This is a genomic window from Methylocystis bryophila (genome assembly GCF_027925445.1).
In the GTDB taxonomy this organism is placed as follows: Bacteria; Pseudomonadota; Alphaproteobacteria; order Rhizobiales; family Beijerinckiaceae; genus Methylocystis; species Methylocystis bryophila.
On sequence record NZ_AP027149.1, the window covers coordinates 1,547,227 to 1,565,927 of the forward strand.

Below are 18,701 nucleotides of genomic sequence, written 5' to 3' on the forward strand. Positions count from 1 at the left end.
CGAGGTAGAGTTCAGCAGGCTCGGGAGCCTCTAACGTGCTCAAAACGCTTAAGGAGCTAACGGATAAGGCGCTCTCGGGCCACGTGGGGAAGATCCTGCGGGGGTTCAGCGCGCATGGCGGCGCGGAGATGGCCAATCGCGTCGTTCGTCTCGCTGCGACCGTCGTGATCGCGCGCCGGCTCGCTCCCGACATCGTCGGCGAAGCGGCGCTCGCGCTTTCCTTGTTCGAGATGGTGCGCGTTTTCGCCAGCACGGGCGTGGGGCCGAAGGTGATCGCCTGCCACGAGGAAGAGCTCGCGGCCACCTGCAACACCGCTTATCGCTTGTTCTGGATGTGGAGCGGTCTGCTGGTCGTCTGCCAGCTCGCAATCGCGTGGGTGCTGGCGCATGTCTATGGCCGACCGGTCGCCGGCGCCATGCTCGCGACTCTCTCCATCACCTATCTTCTGACGCCGGGCGGGGACGTCCAGCTCCGTCTCGCGCTGCGCGAAGGCCTCAACGGCCCCGTGGCGCGGGTCTTCGCGACTCAGGCGATCGCCGATCACCTCATGACCGCCGGGCTCTTGCTGGCCTGGGCCAGCCCTTGGTCCATCGTGCTGCCCAAGCTGCTGACCGCGCCCCTTTGGCTCATCATGATGCGCAGCGCGCGGCCTTGGCGCTACAATCCGAAAGCAGGCTCGTCGCCCGTGCGAGACATGCTAAAGTTCGGTGGCGGCGTGCTCGCGTCTGAGCTTCTGACCGCGGTGCGCACGCAGGGCGACAATCTCATCATCGCCGCGACCATGGGAACCTCCGTGCTGGGCGCTTACTACTTCGCCTACAACGCCGGCATCGGGATCTCCAGCTCGCTGGTTCGCGCATTTGCGCTCGTCGCCTTCCCGATGCTTTGCGCCGCGAAATCCGGAGAAGAGAGCCTCTCCGCCCTGCGCCACGTCGGCGTCGTCGGCGCCGCCGTATTCGTCCCGATCGTGGCGCTGCAATCGTTCGGCGCGCCCTATTACGTGCCGCTGATTTTCGGCGAGCGCTGGTCCTTCGCGGCGCCGCTGATCGCCCTCATGTGCCTCGCCGGCCTGCCGCTGCTGCTCTCGAGTGTGACCACGTGCTGGCTGCGCGCTCAAGGGCGGGTCCACGCCGACGCCGCCAATAGCTTCGTGATCTGCGTCACGGCGCTCGGCGGCCTTTTCCTCGGCGCGCGCTTCGGCTCGCTCGAGGTGGCGGTGATCGGACTGGTCGCGGGCCAGGCGCTGGGCGCCCTCTTCGGGGCGGCGCGCTCGCTGCCCCTCGGCTCGCTCAAGGGCGCCTTTCGATTCTTGACGAAGGCGCAGATTGCATGAGCAAGCCGGAAGTTTGCGTCGTCATGCCGGTCTACAACGCCGCCGCGACGCTCGATGCGACCATTGCTTCCGTCCTTGATCAATCTTTTGGAGCCTTCGAGCTCATCGCGGTGGACGACGGATCCAGGGACGAGAGCCTGGCGCGCCTGACCGCGCAGGCGGCGCGAGATCCGCGTATTCGCGTGGTGTCGCAAAAGAATTTCGGCGTCTCGGCGACGCGCAACCGGGGCGCCGAGCTGAGCGAGGCGCCCCTGATCGCCTTCATCGACGCGGACGACATCTGGCGTCGCGAGAAGCTCGAGCGCCACGTGACGCTGCATCGCGAGGAGCCGGACATCGCCGCCAGTTACGCGCGCATCGCCTTCATTCCTGAGGAAGCGAAGAGCGTCGACGAGGGCAAGACCGTGTCGAGCCTATGCCCGAGGTCGCCGCGTCTCATAGACGTGCTGGGGGAAAATCCCATCTGCACGACCTCCAACCTCGTGGTGCGGCGCGACTGGTTCGTGCGCAGCGGCGGTTTTGATCGGGCTCTCTCCTTTGCCGAGGATCAGGATTTCGTCGCGCGGCTCATCGTCATGGGCGGACGGATCGAGGGCGTCAACGCCGTGCTCACGGGATACCGCTTGAGCCCCGGAGGCTTGTCGATGGATCTCGGCGCCATGCATGCGGGCTGGCGCTCTGTCGCCCAGCGTTACCTCGAAGAACGCGAGCTCGCGCCCCTCGAGGCCGTTTACTACCGCTACCTTGCGCGCCGCGTGCTGCGGGCCGGCGGCCCGCCGCTTCAGGCGCTCCGCTATGTGTTTGCGGGCCTGCGTAGCGACCCGGCCGCCTTCCTGAGCGATCGCCGCCGCGGGCTGTCAACTCTCGCCGCGGCTCTCACCGCGCCCCTCCTGCCCATGCGCCTTCGGCTACGGCTTTTCGCCTGACGCGGCTTCATGGGAATCCCGCCGGTGAACAGCGCGATGGCCAAGCTCAGACTCGTCAACCTGCTCGATGACTTCGCCCTCGGCGGCGTGACCCGCTACCTTGGCATCTTCGATTCCCAAATGCTGCGCTCGGTCGTCGAGCCGACGCTCCTCGGGGTCGCCCCGAAAGCCGTGATCGCCCCGCGTCTCGAAGCCGACGTCATCATCACGAATTTTCCGCCGAGCTGGCGCCGGATCTTATTCCTGGCGTCGTTGCGCATGCGCAATCCGCAAGCGAGGCTCATCCACCTCGAGCACAGTTACACGCGCGCCTGGGAGACGCTAAAGGTTCCCGCCAAGACGCGCTTTCGCGCGTTGCTGAAGATCGCTCTGCGAGTTTTCGACGACGTCGTCTGCGATTCCCAGAACCAGGCGGATTGGTTAGCCGAAGCCGCTTCGATCGACCGACAAAGGATCAAGGTGATCTATCCCTACGTCGAGAATAAGGGCCTGGAAGATCTACCGCTGCCCGACTTCTCCTCGTCGCGGCCGCTGCGTATAGGAGCCTTTGGACGCTTCCACGAGCAGAAGGGTTTCGACCTTCTGATTGAAGCCTATCGAGCGGGGGCTTTTCACGGCGCTGGGCTGCTGATCGGCGGATTTGGAGAGGATGAAGCCTGGCTTCATGCGCTTGCTGCGGGCGCGCCTGGCCTCAGCTTCTATGGAAAAGTCGTGGATGTTCCGGATTTCCTCTCGCGCTGCGACGTCGTCGCCATCCCCTCGCGCTGGGAGGCCGGCGGCCTCGTCAATATCGAGGCCCGCGAAGCCGGGCGTCCCATCCTGGTCTCGCCGGTGGACGGCCTGCCCGAGCAGCTCGGCGCTGCGGGAAGGATCGTGGATTTCACCTCAGCCGACGCCGTCGCAAAAGCAATGGCTTCGCTCGAACCCTCGACGCTCGCCGCCATGGCGAAGGCCGCGCGGGAATCGACGAAGAATTGCGGCGTCGCCCGCCAGTGTGAATGGGCGCAATTTCTGGCGGGGACGGGCGCCGGGACGTAAAGGGCGGTCCGCCCAGTCGAGACATGCTCGCGTTCTTGCGAAGAGGATTCTCGCTCGATTCTGGGCGGGGCCGGGCTTCAATCCCTTGAGCGCCCGCTCGCCCTGCAGCTCAGACGCCCGACATCTCGTGCGGTGTTTTCCTCGCCACGCGACGAATTTTCGGAAGCGCGATCTTGAAGGTCGCGCCGCCCCCGGGGGTGTCTTCGACCCAGATGCGGCCGTTGAGCTTGGTTATCAACTCCTTGGCGATGGCTAGGCCAAGACCGGTTCCAGGCGAGATTTCACTTTTTCGCCAGAAGGGCTCGAAGATCATCTCGCGATGCTCCTTGGCGACGCCTTCGCCGTGGTCGACCACCTCTATCACCGCGCCGTCCGTGAGCTTAATCAAGACCGTGCCGCCCTTCGGTTCGGCGCGCACCGCGTTTTCGATGAGGTTCATCGCGACGCTCTCGACGGCCCAACGATAGGCGGGAATCATTACAGGCTCTTCCGGCGCCTCGAGCGCCACGTGACGGTCTGCAGCAAGCGCAAGCGGCAGATAGTCTGCGGTCGTATCGAGCAGCACTTCCTGCAGATTGATCTCAGGAGGCGACAAGCATCCATCCCGCTGCTCGATCTGCGCGAGCACCAGCAACTGCTCGAGAATGGTCTGAATGCGCTTCACGTCGCGCTCGATGTCTCGCTTCAGGGGCGACTCCCCGAGAGTCTCGATTCGCCCACGAAGGATGGCGATCGGCGTGCGCAGCTCATGCGCGGAATTGGCGGTGAATCTTTTTTGCCGCGCCACTCCCTGTCTCAACCGGTCGAAGGCGGCGTTGACCGCATCGACGAAGGGAACGACCTCGGAAGGGACGTTTGCGGTTGAGGCTCTGTGGTGCAGATCGTTTACGTCGATCGCGGCGATCGTCGCCGCCGCCTCTCGCAGTGGCGCTAACCCGCTGCGCACCACAATCCAGGCGACGAGCGAAAGCACCAAGGCAAGCAGAAGGTAGGAGACGAAATTTTCCGGCGCCGCATACGCATGAAGCTGGAACAAAATGTCGTCCCAATGGAACTGACAACCGTAAACGATTGTGGCGAGGCGTCCGAGTTTTGTTTCTGTCGTGCGAATATAGCCGCGTGAATGTGGATCTGCATCACCCAGAAGGTGGAAAAGCGACCCAAAAACTTCAGCCTGGACAAAGACCTGTTGAAAGTGGGAGGCGAGCTCCTCGGATGAGCCCGCGGCGAGACGACCAGAGCGGAAATCGAAGACTGCGTATCGGAAATTTGGATTCGCCGCGAGATGCGCGCGTAACGCAGGGGTGAACTCGATTGCAAGCGTCCCGTCGCTTTGCCTATGCAGGGAATCGATCACGATGGCCCGAGCGCGCTTGGTCGTCCACACTTCCAACGCTAGTCGATGATCCCCGCCAAAGAAATAGCTGAAAGGAATCTGTACCGTGATCGGCGTCGTGAAGAAGGCGAGCATCGATCCGAGGATGCAAAAAAATATCAGATGGGAGGAAAGGGAGCGGAATCGGGTCATGACTTGGATTTCGCCAGGACATAGCCAATTCCGCGGGCGGAGTGGATTTCGACGCCCGCGTCTCGCTCCTTTAGCCGTTGGCGCAGCCGCGACACGAGCATCTTCAACGCGTCGGACTGGACATTCTCCTCCAGGCCGTAAATCTGCTCCATGAGCGCGTGATGCGTCACGGCGCGACCCGCTCGCCGGACCAGGGCCTCGAGCAGCAGCATTTCCCGCTTGGTAGCGCTCAGCGGCTCGCCGCGCACATAGGCTTCGCAGCGGTTGAGCTCGAAGGAAAGCTCCGCGATCGTCACGGGCGGGAGATCAATCCCGCCAGGACGACGCAGACTCGCTCTTATCCGAGCCAGCAGCTCGTTGGGCTCGACGGGCTTGGTGAGATAGTCGTCGGCTCCCGCGTCGAGCCCATTGATGCGATCGTCGAGAGAGCGCAAAGCCGACATGACTATGACGCGGATGCCGGGACGCGCGGCTCGAATTGTTGGCAACAGTGAGACCCCGTCGCCGTCGGGGAGCCGCCGGTCCAAAAGGACGAGCGGATAATCATGCGACATGACCGCTTCGAGCCCGTCCGCAAGCGTTCCGACCTGATCGGTGGCGTATCCGGCGCCGGCGAGCAGTCCGGCCAGTTGACCGGCTAGCTCGAACTGATCTTCGACGATCAATATTCGCATTGGAAGGATTCCGCTGCGGACTCCGCTGCCGAAAGCATTGGAAGCCGGCGCGGGGAGGTGGAGTGGCCGGACCATTATGGCGCGGTGTGGCCGTCGCGCAACACTCTTTCAAAAAAAGGAGTCTGCGCACGGGCCTTGGGCTGAGGTTACGTTGCAGTTACGCAGGGCTCGTAACCCAAGCTTCAGCAGAATCTCCACATGGACCAATGACGTGCGGCTCGTTCACCTCGTTTTTGCGCTCGCTCTGCTCATGCAGAGCCTGGCGTTCGCCGGCCCAGCGCCGGCGAGCGAGCGCACGGCGATTGGAGCGGATCGCGCCGCGGATTGCGGGCGGCGGGACGAAGGCCTTCCTGCCCCGCGGGAAGCACACCGCCACGGATGCGCGGGATGCTTGCTTCACAATTGGGACGAGTCTCTCGACGTCCCGCGCGCCATATTCGCCCCGCCGCTTCTGCGCGTCCACGCGCTATTCTATGGAGCCGCCTATCGGGCTCCGACCTCGATAGATCGAACGAGCCATTGTCGCGCCCGCGCGCCGCCCAAGGCCTAATCCGCCAATAGCAGGCCCTCTCAAACCGATCTCAGTCATTCCCAAAGCGGCTTCACGCTCCGCCTCGGAGTCCCATTATGCCTCGCTCGTCCCTTCTTCGCGGAGCGTCGCTTTGCGCGCTCGCCCTCCTCTCCACCCCCTCGTTCGCCCAACAGAATCTGCCAACGATCGAAATCCGCCGTGCCCAGCAGATCCGCGTTCAGACGCCGCACGCACAGACGCGATCCGGCGGAGGCGCGCGGCATGCGCAATTGTCGTCTTCTCCATCGGGCGTGTCGGGAGCGCCGGCGCCCTCGACGGTAGTGCAACCCCAGCAGTTCGCTCCCGGATTCAGTCCCGCGCGCGCGGCGTTGCCAATCTACCGCGATCCGCCGGGAGAGACGGTTACGACCGTGAACCACAAGTTTCTCGAACCCACACCGATGTACTCGGTGCAGGAGATGCTGCAGTATAGCCCCGGGGTTCAGGTACAGGCCGGAAACAATTCTCGCGACGTCAACATCTCTATCCGAGGGTCGGGTAATCGCTATGGCGTTGGGTTTCCGTTAGGCATCCGCAACATCATGATGTACGAAGACGGCTTCCCGATCGTCACGGCGGATGGCGTCGGAAGAGCCGACATGCTCGATCCCCATGCGTTCAGCGCCGTCGACGTTTATCGCGGTCCGTCATCCGCCCTCTTCGGCAATTATGCCCTTTTTGGCGCGATCAACTATCGAACCTTCTCTGGCGCCGAAATCGACGGGGTGGAGACCGGATCCGAATTCGGCAGCTTCGGCTACAGCGATAATTTTGTCCGCGCCGGCAAGAGATATTCGACCCGGACAATCGGGGATATCGACATCTCCTTGTTCGCCTCCGATGCGCGCGGCGACGGTTATCTCGCTCGCAACTCTTATGAAATGGATCAGGCGAGGGTGTTGGCGACCTGGACGCCGACTCCAAGCGACCGCTTCACGCTGAAACTCATCTTCAACAACAGCTTTTCCACCTTCATGAACAGAGAGTCTCAAAATCAGTATTACTGGAATCCTTTCGGAAAAACCTTCGACTGCTCGGTCGCGGCTGTGGCCAACGCACCTTTCTGTAACAACCTCAATGTGCCGGCGAATGGACTCTTCACGTCGATCAGAGCGCCCCTCGTCAATCAAAGCGTGTGGCAATTGGGATCGCATCTCCATGCGCCGCGAGAGATCGCGGGGGCCCGCTGGGAGCATGATTTCGATAACAATACGACCTTGCGATCTCAATTCACCTACGACTACTACGACTTCGCCAGCGGGACCTGGCCACCCCCGAAAGTCGGTCCCGCGGTTCTCGGCGGGCTCGGCGGTCCGGTCGCGATCAGAGGCCCATCGGTCGGCATAAGCGCGACAACCGATTTGACGAGCCGCACGACGTTGCTTGGCCTGCCCGCGACCCTGTTTCTACAAGGCTTCTACGACAATGTGAAAAGCGCGAATCCGTTGTCCAACCAAGTCCCGAACACGTGGAATTGGGGTGCGCTCGGAGGGCCCGTCGGCATGATCGACTCTTATACGTCGAACACCAGTCTTCGCGCCCGCGAAGAGATCGCTCTGACTCCGCAGATGACCGCCGTGATGGGAATGAGCTCCAATTGGAACCGAGTGTGGGGCGTCTACACCGTTTACAATTTTGCGGCGAACGGAGCCGTGACGCGGCCTACGGCGGTTGCCGCCGACAACGACTATTGGAACACGGCGCCCGAGGCGTCGCTGACGTATCGCATCACTCCGGAAGTGCAACTTCGCGGTCGCTATGCGGCGGGCTATTCGACTCCGGCGTTCGTTTACCTCACGACGACGCAAAATGGCGCGGGAAACAATTCGACGCTAAAGGCCCAGACTAACATGGGGGTCGATTTGGGCGTCGATTGGACGCCGAGGGAAGACCTACTCGTAAGCCTCATAGGCTATAACGAGTGGTACCGAAACGAGATTCTCACGCTCTCCAACGCTCTTATCAACTACCAAGAAAATGTGCCGGCATCCATGCATCGCGGCGCCGAGATCACTCTTGATTGGAGATTTCATGAAGGCTGGCGCCTCCTCGCGGCCTATTCATACACCGATCAGTTCTTCACAAACTACTGGGATAATCTCGGACCATTCAAGGGACGATTCGTATATTACAATCGAGCTGGAAATCAAATTCCAAACGTCTCCCCGCAAACTCTCACGGGTCGAATGGGATATGATGTGCCGAACGGCCAGTTGAAGGGACTCGGCGCTTACGTCGAATATATCTACAAGGCAGGCTACACGATCGACAACGCCAATTTTACGTCGCTGCCTAGCTATGGTCTCGTCAATTTCAACGTTCACTACAGTCCTGAAATTCATGACAGCTACCTGAAGCACATCGAAATGTATCTCAACTTGAACAATGCCTTCAACCACAACTATATCGCGGGCTCCTTTGTGATGAGCAACACGCTGCTCGCCGGAACGGCGATCCAGACGCCCGCGATTTTGTTGTCGACGGCCCAAGGAGCCGGGATTCTCGCCGGGCAGCCGCGGTCGCTCGTAGGGGGCGTCAAGTTCAAATTCTGATCCTTCCTGGCGTCGCGTCGCCGCTTTTGCGCGACGCGACTTGGAAATGTGGAGAGAGAGATGGCGATCGTTCTGTTCGTGGAGAAAATGTATTGCAGCGGCTGCGCTCAGCATGTCCTCGAAGCGACGCGCGCGCTTCTTCCGGAGGCCGATGTTTCAATCGAGCTCTCCTGCAAGCAAGTCGTGGTCGATCCCGCCCCCGCGGATCCGCGTCGGCTCGTCGACGCCATCGCCGGGGCCGGATATGACGCCCGCATCTTGCGGCAAGAAGTCGACGCCGACTTTCTTGCCCGGCGATCCGCAGCCCGGGCCCGGCTGGACGGCCTGGCGAAACCCGGGCGCGATCCCGCAGATTCTACCGGCGCGGAGTGGTTCCGCTATGTTTACGCCGCGGCCGGCGAGGATCCGGCGCAAGTGCCCTGGGCGCGGCTTGCGCCGCATCCCTTGCTGGCCGCCTGGCTAGCGAGCAACGACTCCCTGACCGGGCTGCGCGCGCTCGATGTCGCCTGCGGGCTTGGCGACAACGCCGAAGCGCTTGCGGCGGCCGGCGCCGAAACGACCGCTTTCGATTATGCCGAACGCGCGATCGCATGGGCGAGGCAGCGCTTTCCCGAGAGCGCCGTTCGCTACGCGGTCGCCGACCTCTTCGACCTGCCGCCGGAGTGGGAGGGCGCTTTCGATCTCGTGCACGAATGCGCCACGCTGCAGACTTTTACGCCGGAGCAGCTTCCTTCGGCGGCGGCGGCGCTGGCGAGGCTTGTCGCGCCGAGGGGCCGGCTCCTCGTCATCACGGCGGCTCGAGAGGAAGAAGAGCCGCAGACCACGCCTTGGCGGCCTCTCTCGCGTCAAGAGATCGAAGGACTCGCCGTCGACGGTCTCGGTCTTGAGACGCTTCACGATATTCCCGCGACCAGCCCCTCCGGCGCGAGGCTTTGGCGCGCGCTGCTGCGCAGACGCGAATGATCGCCACGCCCGGCTCGGCAAAAAAGGGGAAACTGAGATGATTCCGAAAAACTGTGCTGGGCTCGTCAACGCGCCAGTGACGCTCTTCGCCGCGCTTCTGTTCGTCTCGCTGGGCTCCTCCGCCTTATGCGCGCAGAACTCGCCGCCGCCACCGGGTCAAAATGGTCTTGCGATGGTCGGCTCTCCCGCCTTGCCGGCGAGTTTCGATCACCTGCCTTACGTCAATCCTGACGCGCCAAAAGGGGGCCGGTTACGCCTCGGCATGGTGGGGACGTTCGAAAATCTCAACCGCTTCAATATCAAGCTTCTGCGCGCGCCGCTGTTTCTATTGGGCGCGGTGCAGGAAAGCCTCATGGAGCGCTCGCAGGACGAGGCGAAAACCTATTATGGAGTCATCGCGCAATCGGTCGAGTTCGACGAGGCGCGAAAGCGTCTCACTTTCCGACTTAATCCCCGCGCGCATTTCTCCGATGGCGCGCCGATCACCTCGGCGGACGTAATTTTCAGCTTCGATCTCTTAAAAGACAAGGGACCGCCGCAACAGCGCGTCGAGCTCAGCCTCGTCAAGAACGCCGAGGCGCTCGATGCGCATACGATTCGATTCACGCTCCCCGACGCATATGATGCCGAGCTGCCCCTTCGTTTGGCGGCGCTGCCGGTTCTGCCGAAGCATGCAATCGATGTCGGGCGCTTTGCCGAGGCGACGCTCACGCCGCCGTTAGGTTCCGGCGCCTATGTCGTGGCGGAGGTGAAGGTCGGCGAACGTCTCGTGTTGCGTCGCGATCCCAGTTACTGGGCCAAGGACCTTCCGATGCGCCGGGGGCTGTTCAATTTCGACGAGATTGACATCGACTACTACAAAGACGCCGATACGCTGTTCGAGGCTTTCAAAGCTGGGCTTGTCGACTTCAGGGAGGAGACGAGCGCGAGCCGTTGGGCTTCTGGTTACGACTTTCCCGCGTTCACGGCCGGCCGCGTTGTGAAGGAGGCGATCAAGCCGGGGAGGCCCATCGGGATGGAGGGGTTCGCCTTCAACCTCCGCAAAGAGACGTTTCGTGACGTCCGCGTGCGCGAGGCGCTCAGCTTGATGCTCGATTTTGAGTGGATCAACCGGAACTATAATTTCGGCCTCTACACACGAACGAAGAGCTATTTCGATGACAGTCCGTATTCGTCATCGGATCGGCCCGCCAGCGCCGCCGAGCGCGCTCTGCTGTTACGCTTCCCCGGAGCGGTGCGCGAAGACATATTGGAAGGCCGCTGGATTCCGCCGGTGCACGACGGCGCATCGCGCGACAGAGAGCTTGTTCGCCGGGCGCAAGCCTTGCTGGCCGGGGCTGGCTACAGGCTCTCTGATGCCGGACTCGTCAAGGACGGCGCCCCGCTCCGTTTCGAGATTCTCGTTCGCAGCCGTGACGAGGAGCGTCTGGCCTTGCATTTCGCCGCCTCCCTGAAAAAGATTGGCGTGGACGCGCAAGTGCGGTCGCAAGAACCCGCTCAATATAATCGCCGCCGCCAGCAATTCGACTATGACATGCTGATCGGACAATGGCTGACCGTCGCTCAGCCTGGCGGCGAGCAGAGATCGCACTGGGACGAGATTTCCGCAGCCGGCTCAGGATCGGCCGATCTCGCAGGCGCCGCCTCGCCCGTGGTCCAGGCGCTGATCGACGCGCTCGTTGCGGCGCGCAGCGAGGAGGCGCTCGAAACCGCCGCACGCGCGCTCGACCGGGTGCTGCTGTCGGGCTTCTACTTCATTCCGTTGTATCATGCGACGGAGATCAGGACCGCGCATGCGCCCGAGCTCAAGCATGCGCGAAACCCCGCCTTCCCCATGTACCCCTTCGGCATGTTGCTCGATAATTGGTGGTTCGAGAGCGAGCCGCGGTAGCCAGGCCCCTTCGCCGGGGTAAGCAGCGCGGCCCAGAACTTGGCTGTCCGTCGATCCTGTGCGCCGAGGCGTCGAAACGCCGAGAAAACTGTCGTATCGGGGCGTCCGGCCCTCCCTGGGGACGACGCAGCCTGCTGCGATTAAAGTTCGGCGATCATGCCGGCAAGGCCCTTGGCCGAAAACGAGGGCCATTATCCAGACGTAGCTCATTCAAGTCTCGGGCGATGTGGGCGAACGGCGGTTTCAGAGGCAGTATGTCTCCCCAAGCAATCTGCAACGCTCGTCGACTGAAAGCTCCATGATCAGAGACGCAAACGCAAGGATTCGGCGAGATCCTCAACGAATCGAAGGGCGGCTCGAAGGGCGGCGACCTCATTGCGAGCCGCAGTTCGTTCATTCGTAGCGCGATCGGAAACTCCATCCTTCCCCCTGCGGATCGCACACGAAGACTGTAGACCCATTTTCCGTTCGGATGCTCTTCGACTATCGCCCTATCGGCCAGGGCTCATCTCCCAGCGATTCCCTTCGACCGGGCGCGCTCGCCAAATCGACAGGCGTACAAGGGTTGTTATAGGGTAGCGAAGACGGATCACAGGCAGCCCGACCTGTGGCGCGCGGCGCAAGTTTGATTTGGGGAGGCGCATCGAGTTGAGAATTGGCTTGAGAGGATAGAGCGCTGGTTGACTCTCTTTTGCTCACCGCGACGCGCATTTGCACCTTCGAGCAACAGAGGTTGCTATCGAATGCGAGCGGCTTTCTTTTCGAGCGGGATGAACGTTTGTTTTTGGTCACGAGCCGGCACGTGATGATGGATGAGGAGAGCCGCCATTTTCCGGATCGCTTGGAGATCGAACTCCACAACGACCCCGAGAACATGGCCAAGTCCACCGGGTTTTCGATTCCGCTGTATCGCGATGGCAAGCCGTTCTGGCGACAAGGCCTCGACACCGCCGGAGAGATCGACGTTGCGGCAATCGAGATTGACCGCTCCGCCTTGCCGGAGCCGACGGTCTACCACGCTTTCAATCCCGCTCACCTATTGAACGCGGTCGAGCACATCGAGATTGGCGCGTCGTTGCTGATTGTAGGCTTTCCACTGGGTTTTCACGACGCCTTGCATCACATGCCGGTCGTGCGCCAAGCGATGCTTGCGTCTTCCTTCGGTCTCCGCTTCCAAGGACAGGGATATTTCTTGACCGATGCGCGCACCCACCGCGGCACGAGCGGCGCGCCTGTCGTGATGCGTGCATGCGAGAGCGCCTTGACGCAGGACGCGCTTCCGTGGCGACTCTTAGGGGTTCACTCGTCCAGGCTCGACGTCGGCACACGCGACCTCCTCCTCGACGAGGCTCTCGGTCTCAATTGCGCTTGGTATGCCGACATCCTGCTCACGCTCACATCGACTTGACAGGAGGCTCCGGTCGATTTGGCGCGAAGCAGCGCCCTTAGTCGCAAAGGGCCGAGTTTTCGTCTGCTCCATAAGTGTGAACCAACGCCGCGTGGATAGCGGCCAGCAGGGCGTCTAGATCGACCGGCTTTTGAAAGCAGCGAAATGCGCCCTGTTCCTCGCCCGTCTGCTTGAGCCGAGCGTTCATGAGTCCACTGATTATGATGGCGGGCATTCGCATTCCCATGCGCAGTTTGCGAATTTCGCATAAGAGCTCGATCCCGCTCATTTGCGGCATGTTCAGATCGGTCACGATGCAACCGAAGGCGTCGTTCTTAAGTGTGTTGAGGAACGCCCACGCGGATTCATGGACCTGAACGATGTATCCCGCTGCCTCTAGAACGGCTTGCAATGAAATTCTTATCATAGCGTCGTCATCGATTACGTGTATTGTTTGGATTGCGCTCATGGCTAAGTCCTAGCTGATTTTTTCTCTCCTCAGAAAGAAGTATATGCTCAAGAAAAATATATTCTCCAGAAAAAACATGAGGTCAACACATATCTATTTTTTAATCTCCGCGTTAATCGCTCGTGTTGATGATGGGCCCAGAAATGAACAAGCTAGAATTTCCCTGCAAATTTTCTACGAATGGCGGCCCTAGACCGCGTCCTGATCGCGCGCAATCAGGCTGCGTCCCAGGCGCGAGAGACGCGGCGCTCGAGGTCAGACGAAAGCTCGACGAAAATCGCGGCCGGGCGCGGCGGAGAAGTCGGATCACGTTCACTTGTCGTCCCCAACGCGGTCCGCGGCGCAGAGACCGAGCGCCCGGCTGGCAAGGATTGAGGCGAGCAGGCCGTTGGCGGCGCGCCGGGCAGATCGCACCGAGGTCAATTACCTGCTATGCCGAGAGGGAACAGAGGGCCAGTCCCATGACGCTGGAACAGTTGGGTGAGATTCTGGACGGATTGGCTGCAAACGAATCTGTTCGATTCCATCATGATCTATTTCGCGAGCTATTTTCGCCGGGAGAACCCGACGATAACGCCCGCGCGGCGTGCCTCGAGTTTGCGCAGCATCATAATTGTCGGATCGACAGCAAGCCTGACAATTTTTCTGGCGAAGGCGAATTGTGGTTTGTGAAAAATGCCGACCGGACGGAGAAATGAGAAGCGTCCTGCAGGGCTATGGCCGCGCCTCGAGCATCAGCCGCGGTCAGCAGCATGACGAGTTTCCCCGCTTGATCGCAGAAGAGGTGGGGCTTTGTGTTCAGCCGGCCTTCGGGCCGAAGCAGGCAAGATCTCGGCCGCTCTCTTCAATTCTTCGGTCCCGCGGCTTCGCCCCAGTTCAAAAGATGGGCGTGACGGGCCTCCCACGACCGGCGTCCGGCGCTCAGTTAACGCGAGTGGGAGAGCAAAGCTCGCCGATGCAGCCTCACCGGACTTGACGAGGCTCGCTTCGCGTTCATCGGAAGGCTTTGCGATGAGTTTGTCTCGCATTTGGGCAACGGTGACATGAGCCGTCTGGTAGTCGTCTCCAACCGTGTCGCTGATCCTGAAACTCAGGCGTCCGGCGGGCTCGCGGTCTGCATTCTTCAAGGGCTGCGTCAGCATGGCGGACTGTGGTTCGGCTGGAATGGCTTAATCGTCGAAGAGGAATCCGACATCAGGGTCGCCTGTACCCGTCACGATAACGTCACCATGGCGACGATGCCGCTAACCGAACGTGATTTTCAGGAATTTTACCTCGGCTATTGTAACAAGGGGCTGTGGCCGGTGTTTCACTATCGCCTCGACCTCGCGCGCTTCACCCAGGAGAACAGCGAGAGCTATCGAGCGGTCAACAACCGCTTTGCGGAATCGATCGCGCCGCTGCTGAGGCAAAGCGATCTCGTCTGGGTGCACGATTATCATCTGATCCCGCTCGCCGCCGGCTTGCGCGCCCGCGGCGCCGCCAATCGCATGGGCTTTTTCCTGCATATTCCCTTTCCGCCGCCGGATGTGCTCGTCGCGATGCCAGAGTATGAATGGCTGATAAACTCCATGCTCGAATATGACGTCCTCGGATTCCAGACCAAAACGGATCACGCCAATTTCTGCCGCTTTGTTTTCGGTTTCATGGGCGGGGAAATGCTCTCAAAAGACACGCTCCTTGTCTCCGGCAAGCGATTGACCGTCTCGGTGTTTCCCGTCGGCATCGATGTGGATGACTTCGCTTCTATGGCGCAAACGCCGGAGGCGGAGATGCGGATCCAGAAGTTACATCGACGCGGCGAGGCCCGCGTGAACATCATTGGGGTCGATCGTTTGGACTACAGCAAAGGCTTGCCGGACAGGCTGCGGGCGTTCAAGCGGTTTCTAGAGTTGTTTCCGCACCACCACAAAGCCGTGACTTTGATGCAGATCGCACCGCCGACGCGCGAGGATATCCAAGCCTATATTGACATTCGGCACGAACTTGAAGCGCTTTCTGGCCAAATCAATGGAGAGTTTGGCGATTACGACTGGACGCCGGTGCGTTACGTGCGCCGAAGCATCGCGCAAGAGACGTTAGCCGCCTTGTATAGAGGAAGCCATGTCGGCCTGGTCACGCCGCTTCGAGACGGTATGAATCTGGTCGCAAAGGAATATGTCGCGGCCCAAGACGCCAACGATCCTGGCGTTCTGGTGTTGTCGCGCTTTGCTGGCGCCGCCGAAGATCTCGAGGAGGCCTTGATCGTCAATCCCTATGATGCGGACGAAGTCGCGCAAGCGATTCAGCGCGCGATTGTCATGCCACGAAAAGAACGCATCACGCGTCACCGCGCGCTCATGAAGCGCATTCGCGCACGCGACGGGCGAAAATGGATGGAAAGCTTTATTAGCGCTCTGGTCGCGGACCGAGGTCCGGATGACCTCCATCCGACAACGTCCTGCTGATCTGTTCGGCTTGGTCGCGCGGGCCCATTATCGCGGCGCCTCCTTCTTCTTCTCGCGAAGCTTAGCCGCTTGACAGTTGCGCAAGAGGGAAATCCGTGCGCATCTGCAAGACAAGGTTTTCTCTGGCGATCACGCTGGAGCGCTCGAACAAGCGGACACATTGTGGCCGAGGAGTCGCGGCGACCTTCAGATCGGAGCAGTTTTGCGTGTCTTCGTCATGGACAACAATATCGATCAGGCCCTGAAGGTGCTCAAGAAACGGTTGCAGCGTGAAGGCCTCTTTCGCGAAATGAAACGACGCAGGGCTTATGAGAAACCCTCCGAAAGACGCATCCGCGAACGGGCCGAAGCTGTGCGTCGGAGTCACAAGTTGGCGCGCAAGAAGGCTCAGCGTGAAGGACTTATCGCCGCGCCGAAGCGGGTCGAGAAAAAGCGGCCTACGTCCGTTCCGCGGTGAGCGATCATGTTCGGGGCGGCGCGGGCTTGTCGCGCGAACGGCCGAAGAGGCGGCGGGCCGCCGCGGCCGACAACACGAAGCGCTTCGAGTCGCGGACCGAGACCTGTCTCGTAGAAAAAGTTTAGCGCGAATTTTCTGGCTCTGCTGCTCGCCTGCGAGACGTTTCGACGCAAGCGCAAGAGTCCGACCGACTTGGCTTGAATGCGGCGGCGTTCGAGAGAACATTTTTTGAAAATGGGTTGTTCGGCCTTGCACCTGACGCAACTAGCGCTTATAAGAATAAAAGATCTTGGATGGCCGAGTTTTCTTTTATGCGCCGTGGTGCATCGACGACACTTCCCTTCAACATCGACTTGCTGCTCGCGCACGTGCCTGTGCGCGAGCGGAAACCTATCGTGCGATTGAAAGGAAATCGTCATGAACATCGGAACAGTGAAATGGTTCAACACCATGAAGGGCTTTGGCTTCATCCAGCCTGACAATGGCGGCACGGACGTATTCGTGCATATTTCTGCCGTCGAGCGCGCCGGAATGCAAAGCCTCTCCGAGGGGCAGAAGGTCCAGTTCGAACTCGTCCGCGACACAAGGACGGGAAAGTCCTCCGCCGGCAATCTTCAGGCCGCCTAGGCGGTCGCCTCGTTCATTGACCACGGATGTACTGGCGATGAGGCGAGGTTATCTCAAGGACCGGAGCGAAAGACTCCGGGCTCCGCTCGCCCGCAAGAATCAAATCTCTTTTTCGGGCGAGCAGAATGCTAGGCGACGGCTCAAGACTTAGCTCGGTATGATGAAGTTTCCGCCGCGGGGCCAAATGCCCCGCGTCGCTCGAGCTTGATCCCAGATTTTGTTCGGCCATATCGCCTGTCTCCCACGAATTGCCCGTTCGCGCGCGCCGGCACATCCGCCTCGAATCGGCTGATTTCCGCGCGCTTAGAGCATGTCACGGAAAAGTGCGAAGCGGTTTTCCGTGACATGCTCTAAAGTTTTGATTTGGCGCGATTCCTTGTCGCTCGAACGATTCCGTTCGAACGGGAAAGGCGCTAGCGCCGCACGGGCAAGCGGCGGCTCGCGGAGATCAGCCTTGTCGTGGTCGGCTGACGGCATAAGCGGGGAGCAGCAGATGGGCGTGGTGATATACGCTGGCGGGCGCTTTCCTCGCGGTCGAATCGTTTCGCCCGTTACGCATAAATACGCTGTTGGCGCTTCAGTGATCTGCCCCTTTGGCCATCGATCCGAGAAAGGGCTGTTTGAGGTCATGCGACATCTGCCGGATGACGGCGGTCGGGGACTTCAATATCGGCTGAAAAGCGTCACCGATGGACATGAACGCACAGCGTTCGAGGCTGCGCTGGAAATTCCGCCGCCCCTGGACGCCGCATCGTAACGTCCGCTCCACTCATCTTTTAAGCTTGCTCCCGGCCTCGATTGGCGGAAGGCGAATAGCCCATCGCGTGCTTGAGGCGCTTCCTTCCCGCCGGAGCCTTCTACAACAAGCGCGGAACAGGCCAGCAGCAAATTGAAGAGGGCAAACGCGATTCTTCCTTGACGCTTGCCTTGCCCGCAATCCGCTCGAGAGGACGGGTTCAAGGCTACCGGAGACCAGCTCATGCGTCGACAAGTTCACAAGGTGCTCCACCTTACGCTCAGTGTGCTCATGTTCACCTCTGCGCTCGGCTGCGGGGCGTTCGCTCAGTCCGCGAAGCCGCGGCCGGCAAATTCAGAGTTAAGTCGATATGGCTCCGACTGGGAATGCAAACGCGGCTTTCGACGACAAGATGACTCCTGCCTCGAGGTAAAGGCGCCGGACCACGCCTTTCTGGCGTACTCCACTTATGGCAGGGGCTGGGAGTGCCGCTACGGCTATGCTGAAAAAGGCGGCCAATGTATCGCGGTTCAGCTTCCGGCGAATTCCTATCTCGATCCCAATTCTGAAGACAGTTGGAGATGCTTGGCGGGGTATCGCCAAAGCCGTGTGGGCTGTGACCTGATCCAGGTTCCAGAGAACGCATTTTTGTCGGAAAATGCCGGAGCAAAAGGTTGGGAGTGCGAGAGGGGCTTCCGTGCGACACAATTCGCTTGCGTCAAGCTTGTCCTTCCCGATCACGCCTATCTGACGACTGATGGAGACGAGTGGAAGTGTGACCGGGGCTTCGAAATGAAGAATCGCGTCGCATGTATCGCGGTGCAGGTGCCCGTCCATGCCGTCTTCATTGGAGAGACCTACGGACGCCAGTGGAGATGCAACCGCGGCTTCGAGCTCAAGGGAGATGGATGTGCGCCGATCCAGCTTCCAACGAACGCCCATCTCGATTCTTCTGGAAACGCATGGGAGTGCGATCGCCCCTATCAGTCGGTCGGCAGCGGCTGCGTCATGGAATGACTCCCATGTCGAATACGATCCCAGACCCGTCTTAACGCGCCTCGAGGCCTTCCCGCCTTGGGCCACGATCTGCGAGCTTCGAGC

Annotated in this window: 16 protein-coding genes; 13 read left to right on the forward strand and 3 right to left on the reverse strand. The window is 60.8% G+C overall.

Annotation, left to right across the window (positions count from 1 at the left end; genetic code table 11):
- Nucleotides 1–35: 35 nt before the first annotated feature.
- The 3 genes from QMG80_RS07230 to QMG80_RS07240 are packed head-to-tail and all read left to right on the forward strand — an operon-like array spanning nucleotide 36 to nucleotide 3,298.
- Nucleotides 36–1,334 carry an oligosaccharide flippase family protein gene (locus QMG80_RS07230; protein WP_085772201.1) on the forward strand — a complete coding sequence of 433 codons (1,299 nt, stop codon included), beginning with the start codon at nucleotides 36–38 and terminating at the stop codon, nucleotides 1,332–1,334.
- The gene (locus QMG80_RS07235) at nucleotides 1,331–2,260 is read left to right on the forward strand and encodes a glycosyltransferase family 2 protein (RefSeq protein ID WP_085772202.1); all 930 of its coding nucleotides are present in this window, start codon (nucleotides 1,331–1,333) and stop codon (nucleotides 2,258–2,260) included. Before QMG80_RS07230 ends, QMG80_RS07235 begins: the two co-directional genes overlap by 4 nt.
- Nucleotides 2,261–2,296: 36 nt before the next feature.
- Nucleotides 2,297–3,298 carry a glycosyltransferase family 4 protein gene (locus QMG80_RS07240; RefSeq protein ID WP_158658783.1) on the forward strand — a complete coding sequence of 334 codons (1,002 nt, stop codon included), beginning with the start codon at nucleotides 2,297–2,299 and terminating at the stop codon, nucleotides 3,296–3,298.
- Nucleotides 3,299–3,407: 109 nt separating this feature from the next.
- Here the strand turns inward: QMG80_RS07240 and QMG80_RS07245 are convergent, their stop codons facing one another.
- Together QMG80_RS07245 and QMG80_RS07250 are read right to left on the reverse strand one after the other, a co-directional pair.
- Nucleotides 3,408–4,826, reverse strand: a complete 1,419-nt coding sequence (locus tag QMG80_RS07245) for a sensor histidine kinase (RefSeq protein WP_085772204.1) — start codon at nucleotides 4,824–4,826, stop codon at nucleotides 3,408–3,410.
- Nucleotides 4,823–5,500: a response regulator transcription factor gene (locus tag QMG80_RS07250; RefSeq protein WP_085772205.1), complete on the reverse strand. Its 678-nt coding sequence runs from the start codon at nucleotides 5,498–5,500 to the stop codon at nucleotides 4,823–4,825. Before QMG80_RS07250 ends, QMG80_RS07245 begins: the two co-directional genes overlap by 4 nt.
- A 211-nt stretch (nucleotides 5,501–5,711) precedes the next feature.
- Between QMG80_RS07250 and QMG80_RS07255 the strand changes: the two genes are divergently transcribed.
- The 5 genes from QMG80_RS07255 (at nucleotide 5,712) to QMG80_RS07275 (ending at nucleotide 12,885) form a co-directional block, all read left to right on the forward strand.
- The gene (locus QMG80_RS07255; protein ID WP_085772206.1) at nucleotides 5,712–6,050 is read left to right on the forward strand and encodes a hypothetical protein; all 339 of its coding nucleotides are present in this window, start codon (nucleotides 5,712–5,714) and stop codon (nucleotides 6,048–6,050) included.
- A 251-nt stretch (nucleotides 6,051–6,301) separates the two neighbouring features.
- On the forward strand, nucleotides 6,302–8,623 hold the full coding sequence (locus QMG80_RS07260) for a TonB-dependent receptor family protein (protein ID WP_245299928.1): 2,322 nt from the start codon (nucleotides 6,302–6,304) through the stop codon (nucleotides 8,621–8,623).
- Nucleotides 8,624–8,683: 60 nt separating this feature from the next.
- Entirely contained in the window at nucleotides 8,684–9,586 is a 903-nt protein-coding gene (locus tag QMG80_RS07265; RefSeq protein WP_342586546.1) for a methyltransferase domain-containing protein, read from the forward strand.
- Between the two features lie 37 nt (nucleotides 9,587–9,623).
- Entirely contained in the window at nucleotides 9,624–11,477 is a 1,854-nt protein-coding gene (locus QMG80_RS07270) for an extracellular solute-binding protein (RefSeq protein ID WP_085772208.1), read from the forward strand.
- Between the two features lie 676 nt (nucleotides 11,478–12,153).
- Nucleotides 12,154–12,885, forward strand: coding sequence for a S1 family peptidase (locus tag QMG80_RS07275; protein WP_085772209.1), 732 nt, complete (start codon nucleotides 12,154–12,156; stop codon nucleotides 12,883–12,885).
- Nucleotides 12,886–12,922: 37 nt separating this feature from the next.
- On the opposite strand, the gene QMG80_RS07280 is transcribed toward QMG80_RS07275, so the two are convergent.
- Entirely contained in the window at nucleotides 12,923–13,333 is a 411-nt protein-coding gene (locus tag QMG80_RS07280; protein ID WP_085772210.1) for a response regulator transcription factor, read from the reverse strand.
- A 461-nt stretch (nucleotides 13,334–13,794) separates the two neighbouring features.
- Between QMG80_RS07280 and QMG80_RS07285 the strand changes: the two genes are divergently transcribed.
- The 5 genes from QMG80_RS07285 (at nucleotide 13,795) to QMG80_RS07305 (ending at nucleotide 18,617) form a co-directional block, all read left to right on the forward strand.
- A complete protein-coding gene (locus QMG80_RS07285) occupies nucleotides 13,795–14,031 on the forward strand; it encodes a hypothetical protein (protein WP_158658784.1) in 237 nt (78 codons plus the stop codon).
- Between the two features lie 345 nt (nucleotides 14,032–14,376).
- The gene (gene otsA, locus QMG80_RS07290) at nucleotides 14,377–15,780 is read left to right on the forward strand and encodes an alpha,alpha-trehalose-phosphate synthase (UDP-forming) (RefSeq protein WP_085772213.1); all 1,404 of its coding nucleotides are present in this window, start codon (nucleotides 14,377–14,379) and stop codon (nucleotides 15,778–15,780) included.
- A 202-nt stretch (nucleotides 15,781–15,982) separates the two neighbouring features.
- Nucleotides 15,983–16,237 (forward strand): 30S ribosomal protein S21, encoded by a 255-nt coding sequence (gene rpsU / locus QMG80_RS07295; RefSeq protein ID WP_085773738.1) that lies wholly within the window; start codon nucleotides 15,983–15,985, stop codon nucleotides 16,235–16,237.
- A 417-nt stretch (nucleotides 16,238–16,654) separates the two neighbouring features.
- Nucleotides 16,655–16,864, forward strand: a complete 210-nt coding sequence (locus tag QMG80_RS07300; RefSeq protein WP_085772214.1) for a cold-shock protein — start codon at nucleotides 16,655–16,657, stop codon at nucleotides 16,862–16,864.
- Nucleotides 16,865–17,843: 979 nt separating this feature from the next.
- Complete coding sequence (locus tag QMG80_RS07305; protein ID WP_085772216.1) at nucleotides 17,844–18,617, forward strand: hypothetical protein; 774 nt, start codon at nucleotides 17,844–17,846, stop codon at nucleotides 18,615–18,617.
- Nucleotides 18,618–18,701: the final 84 nt, after the last annotated feature.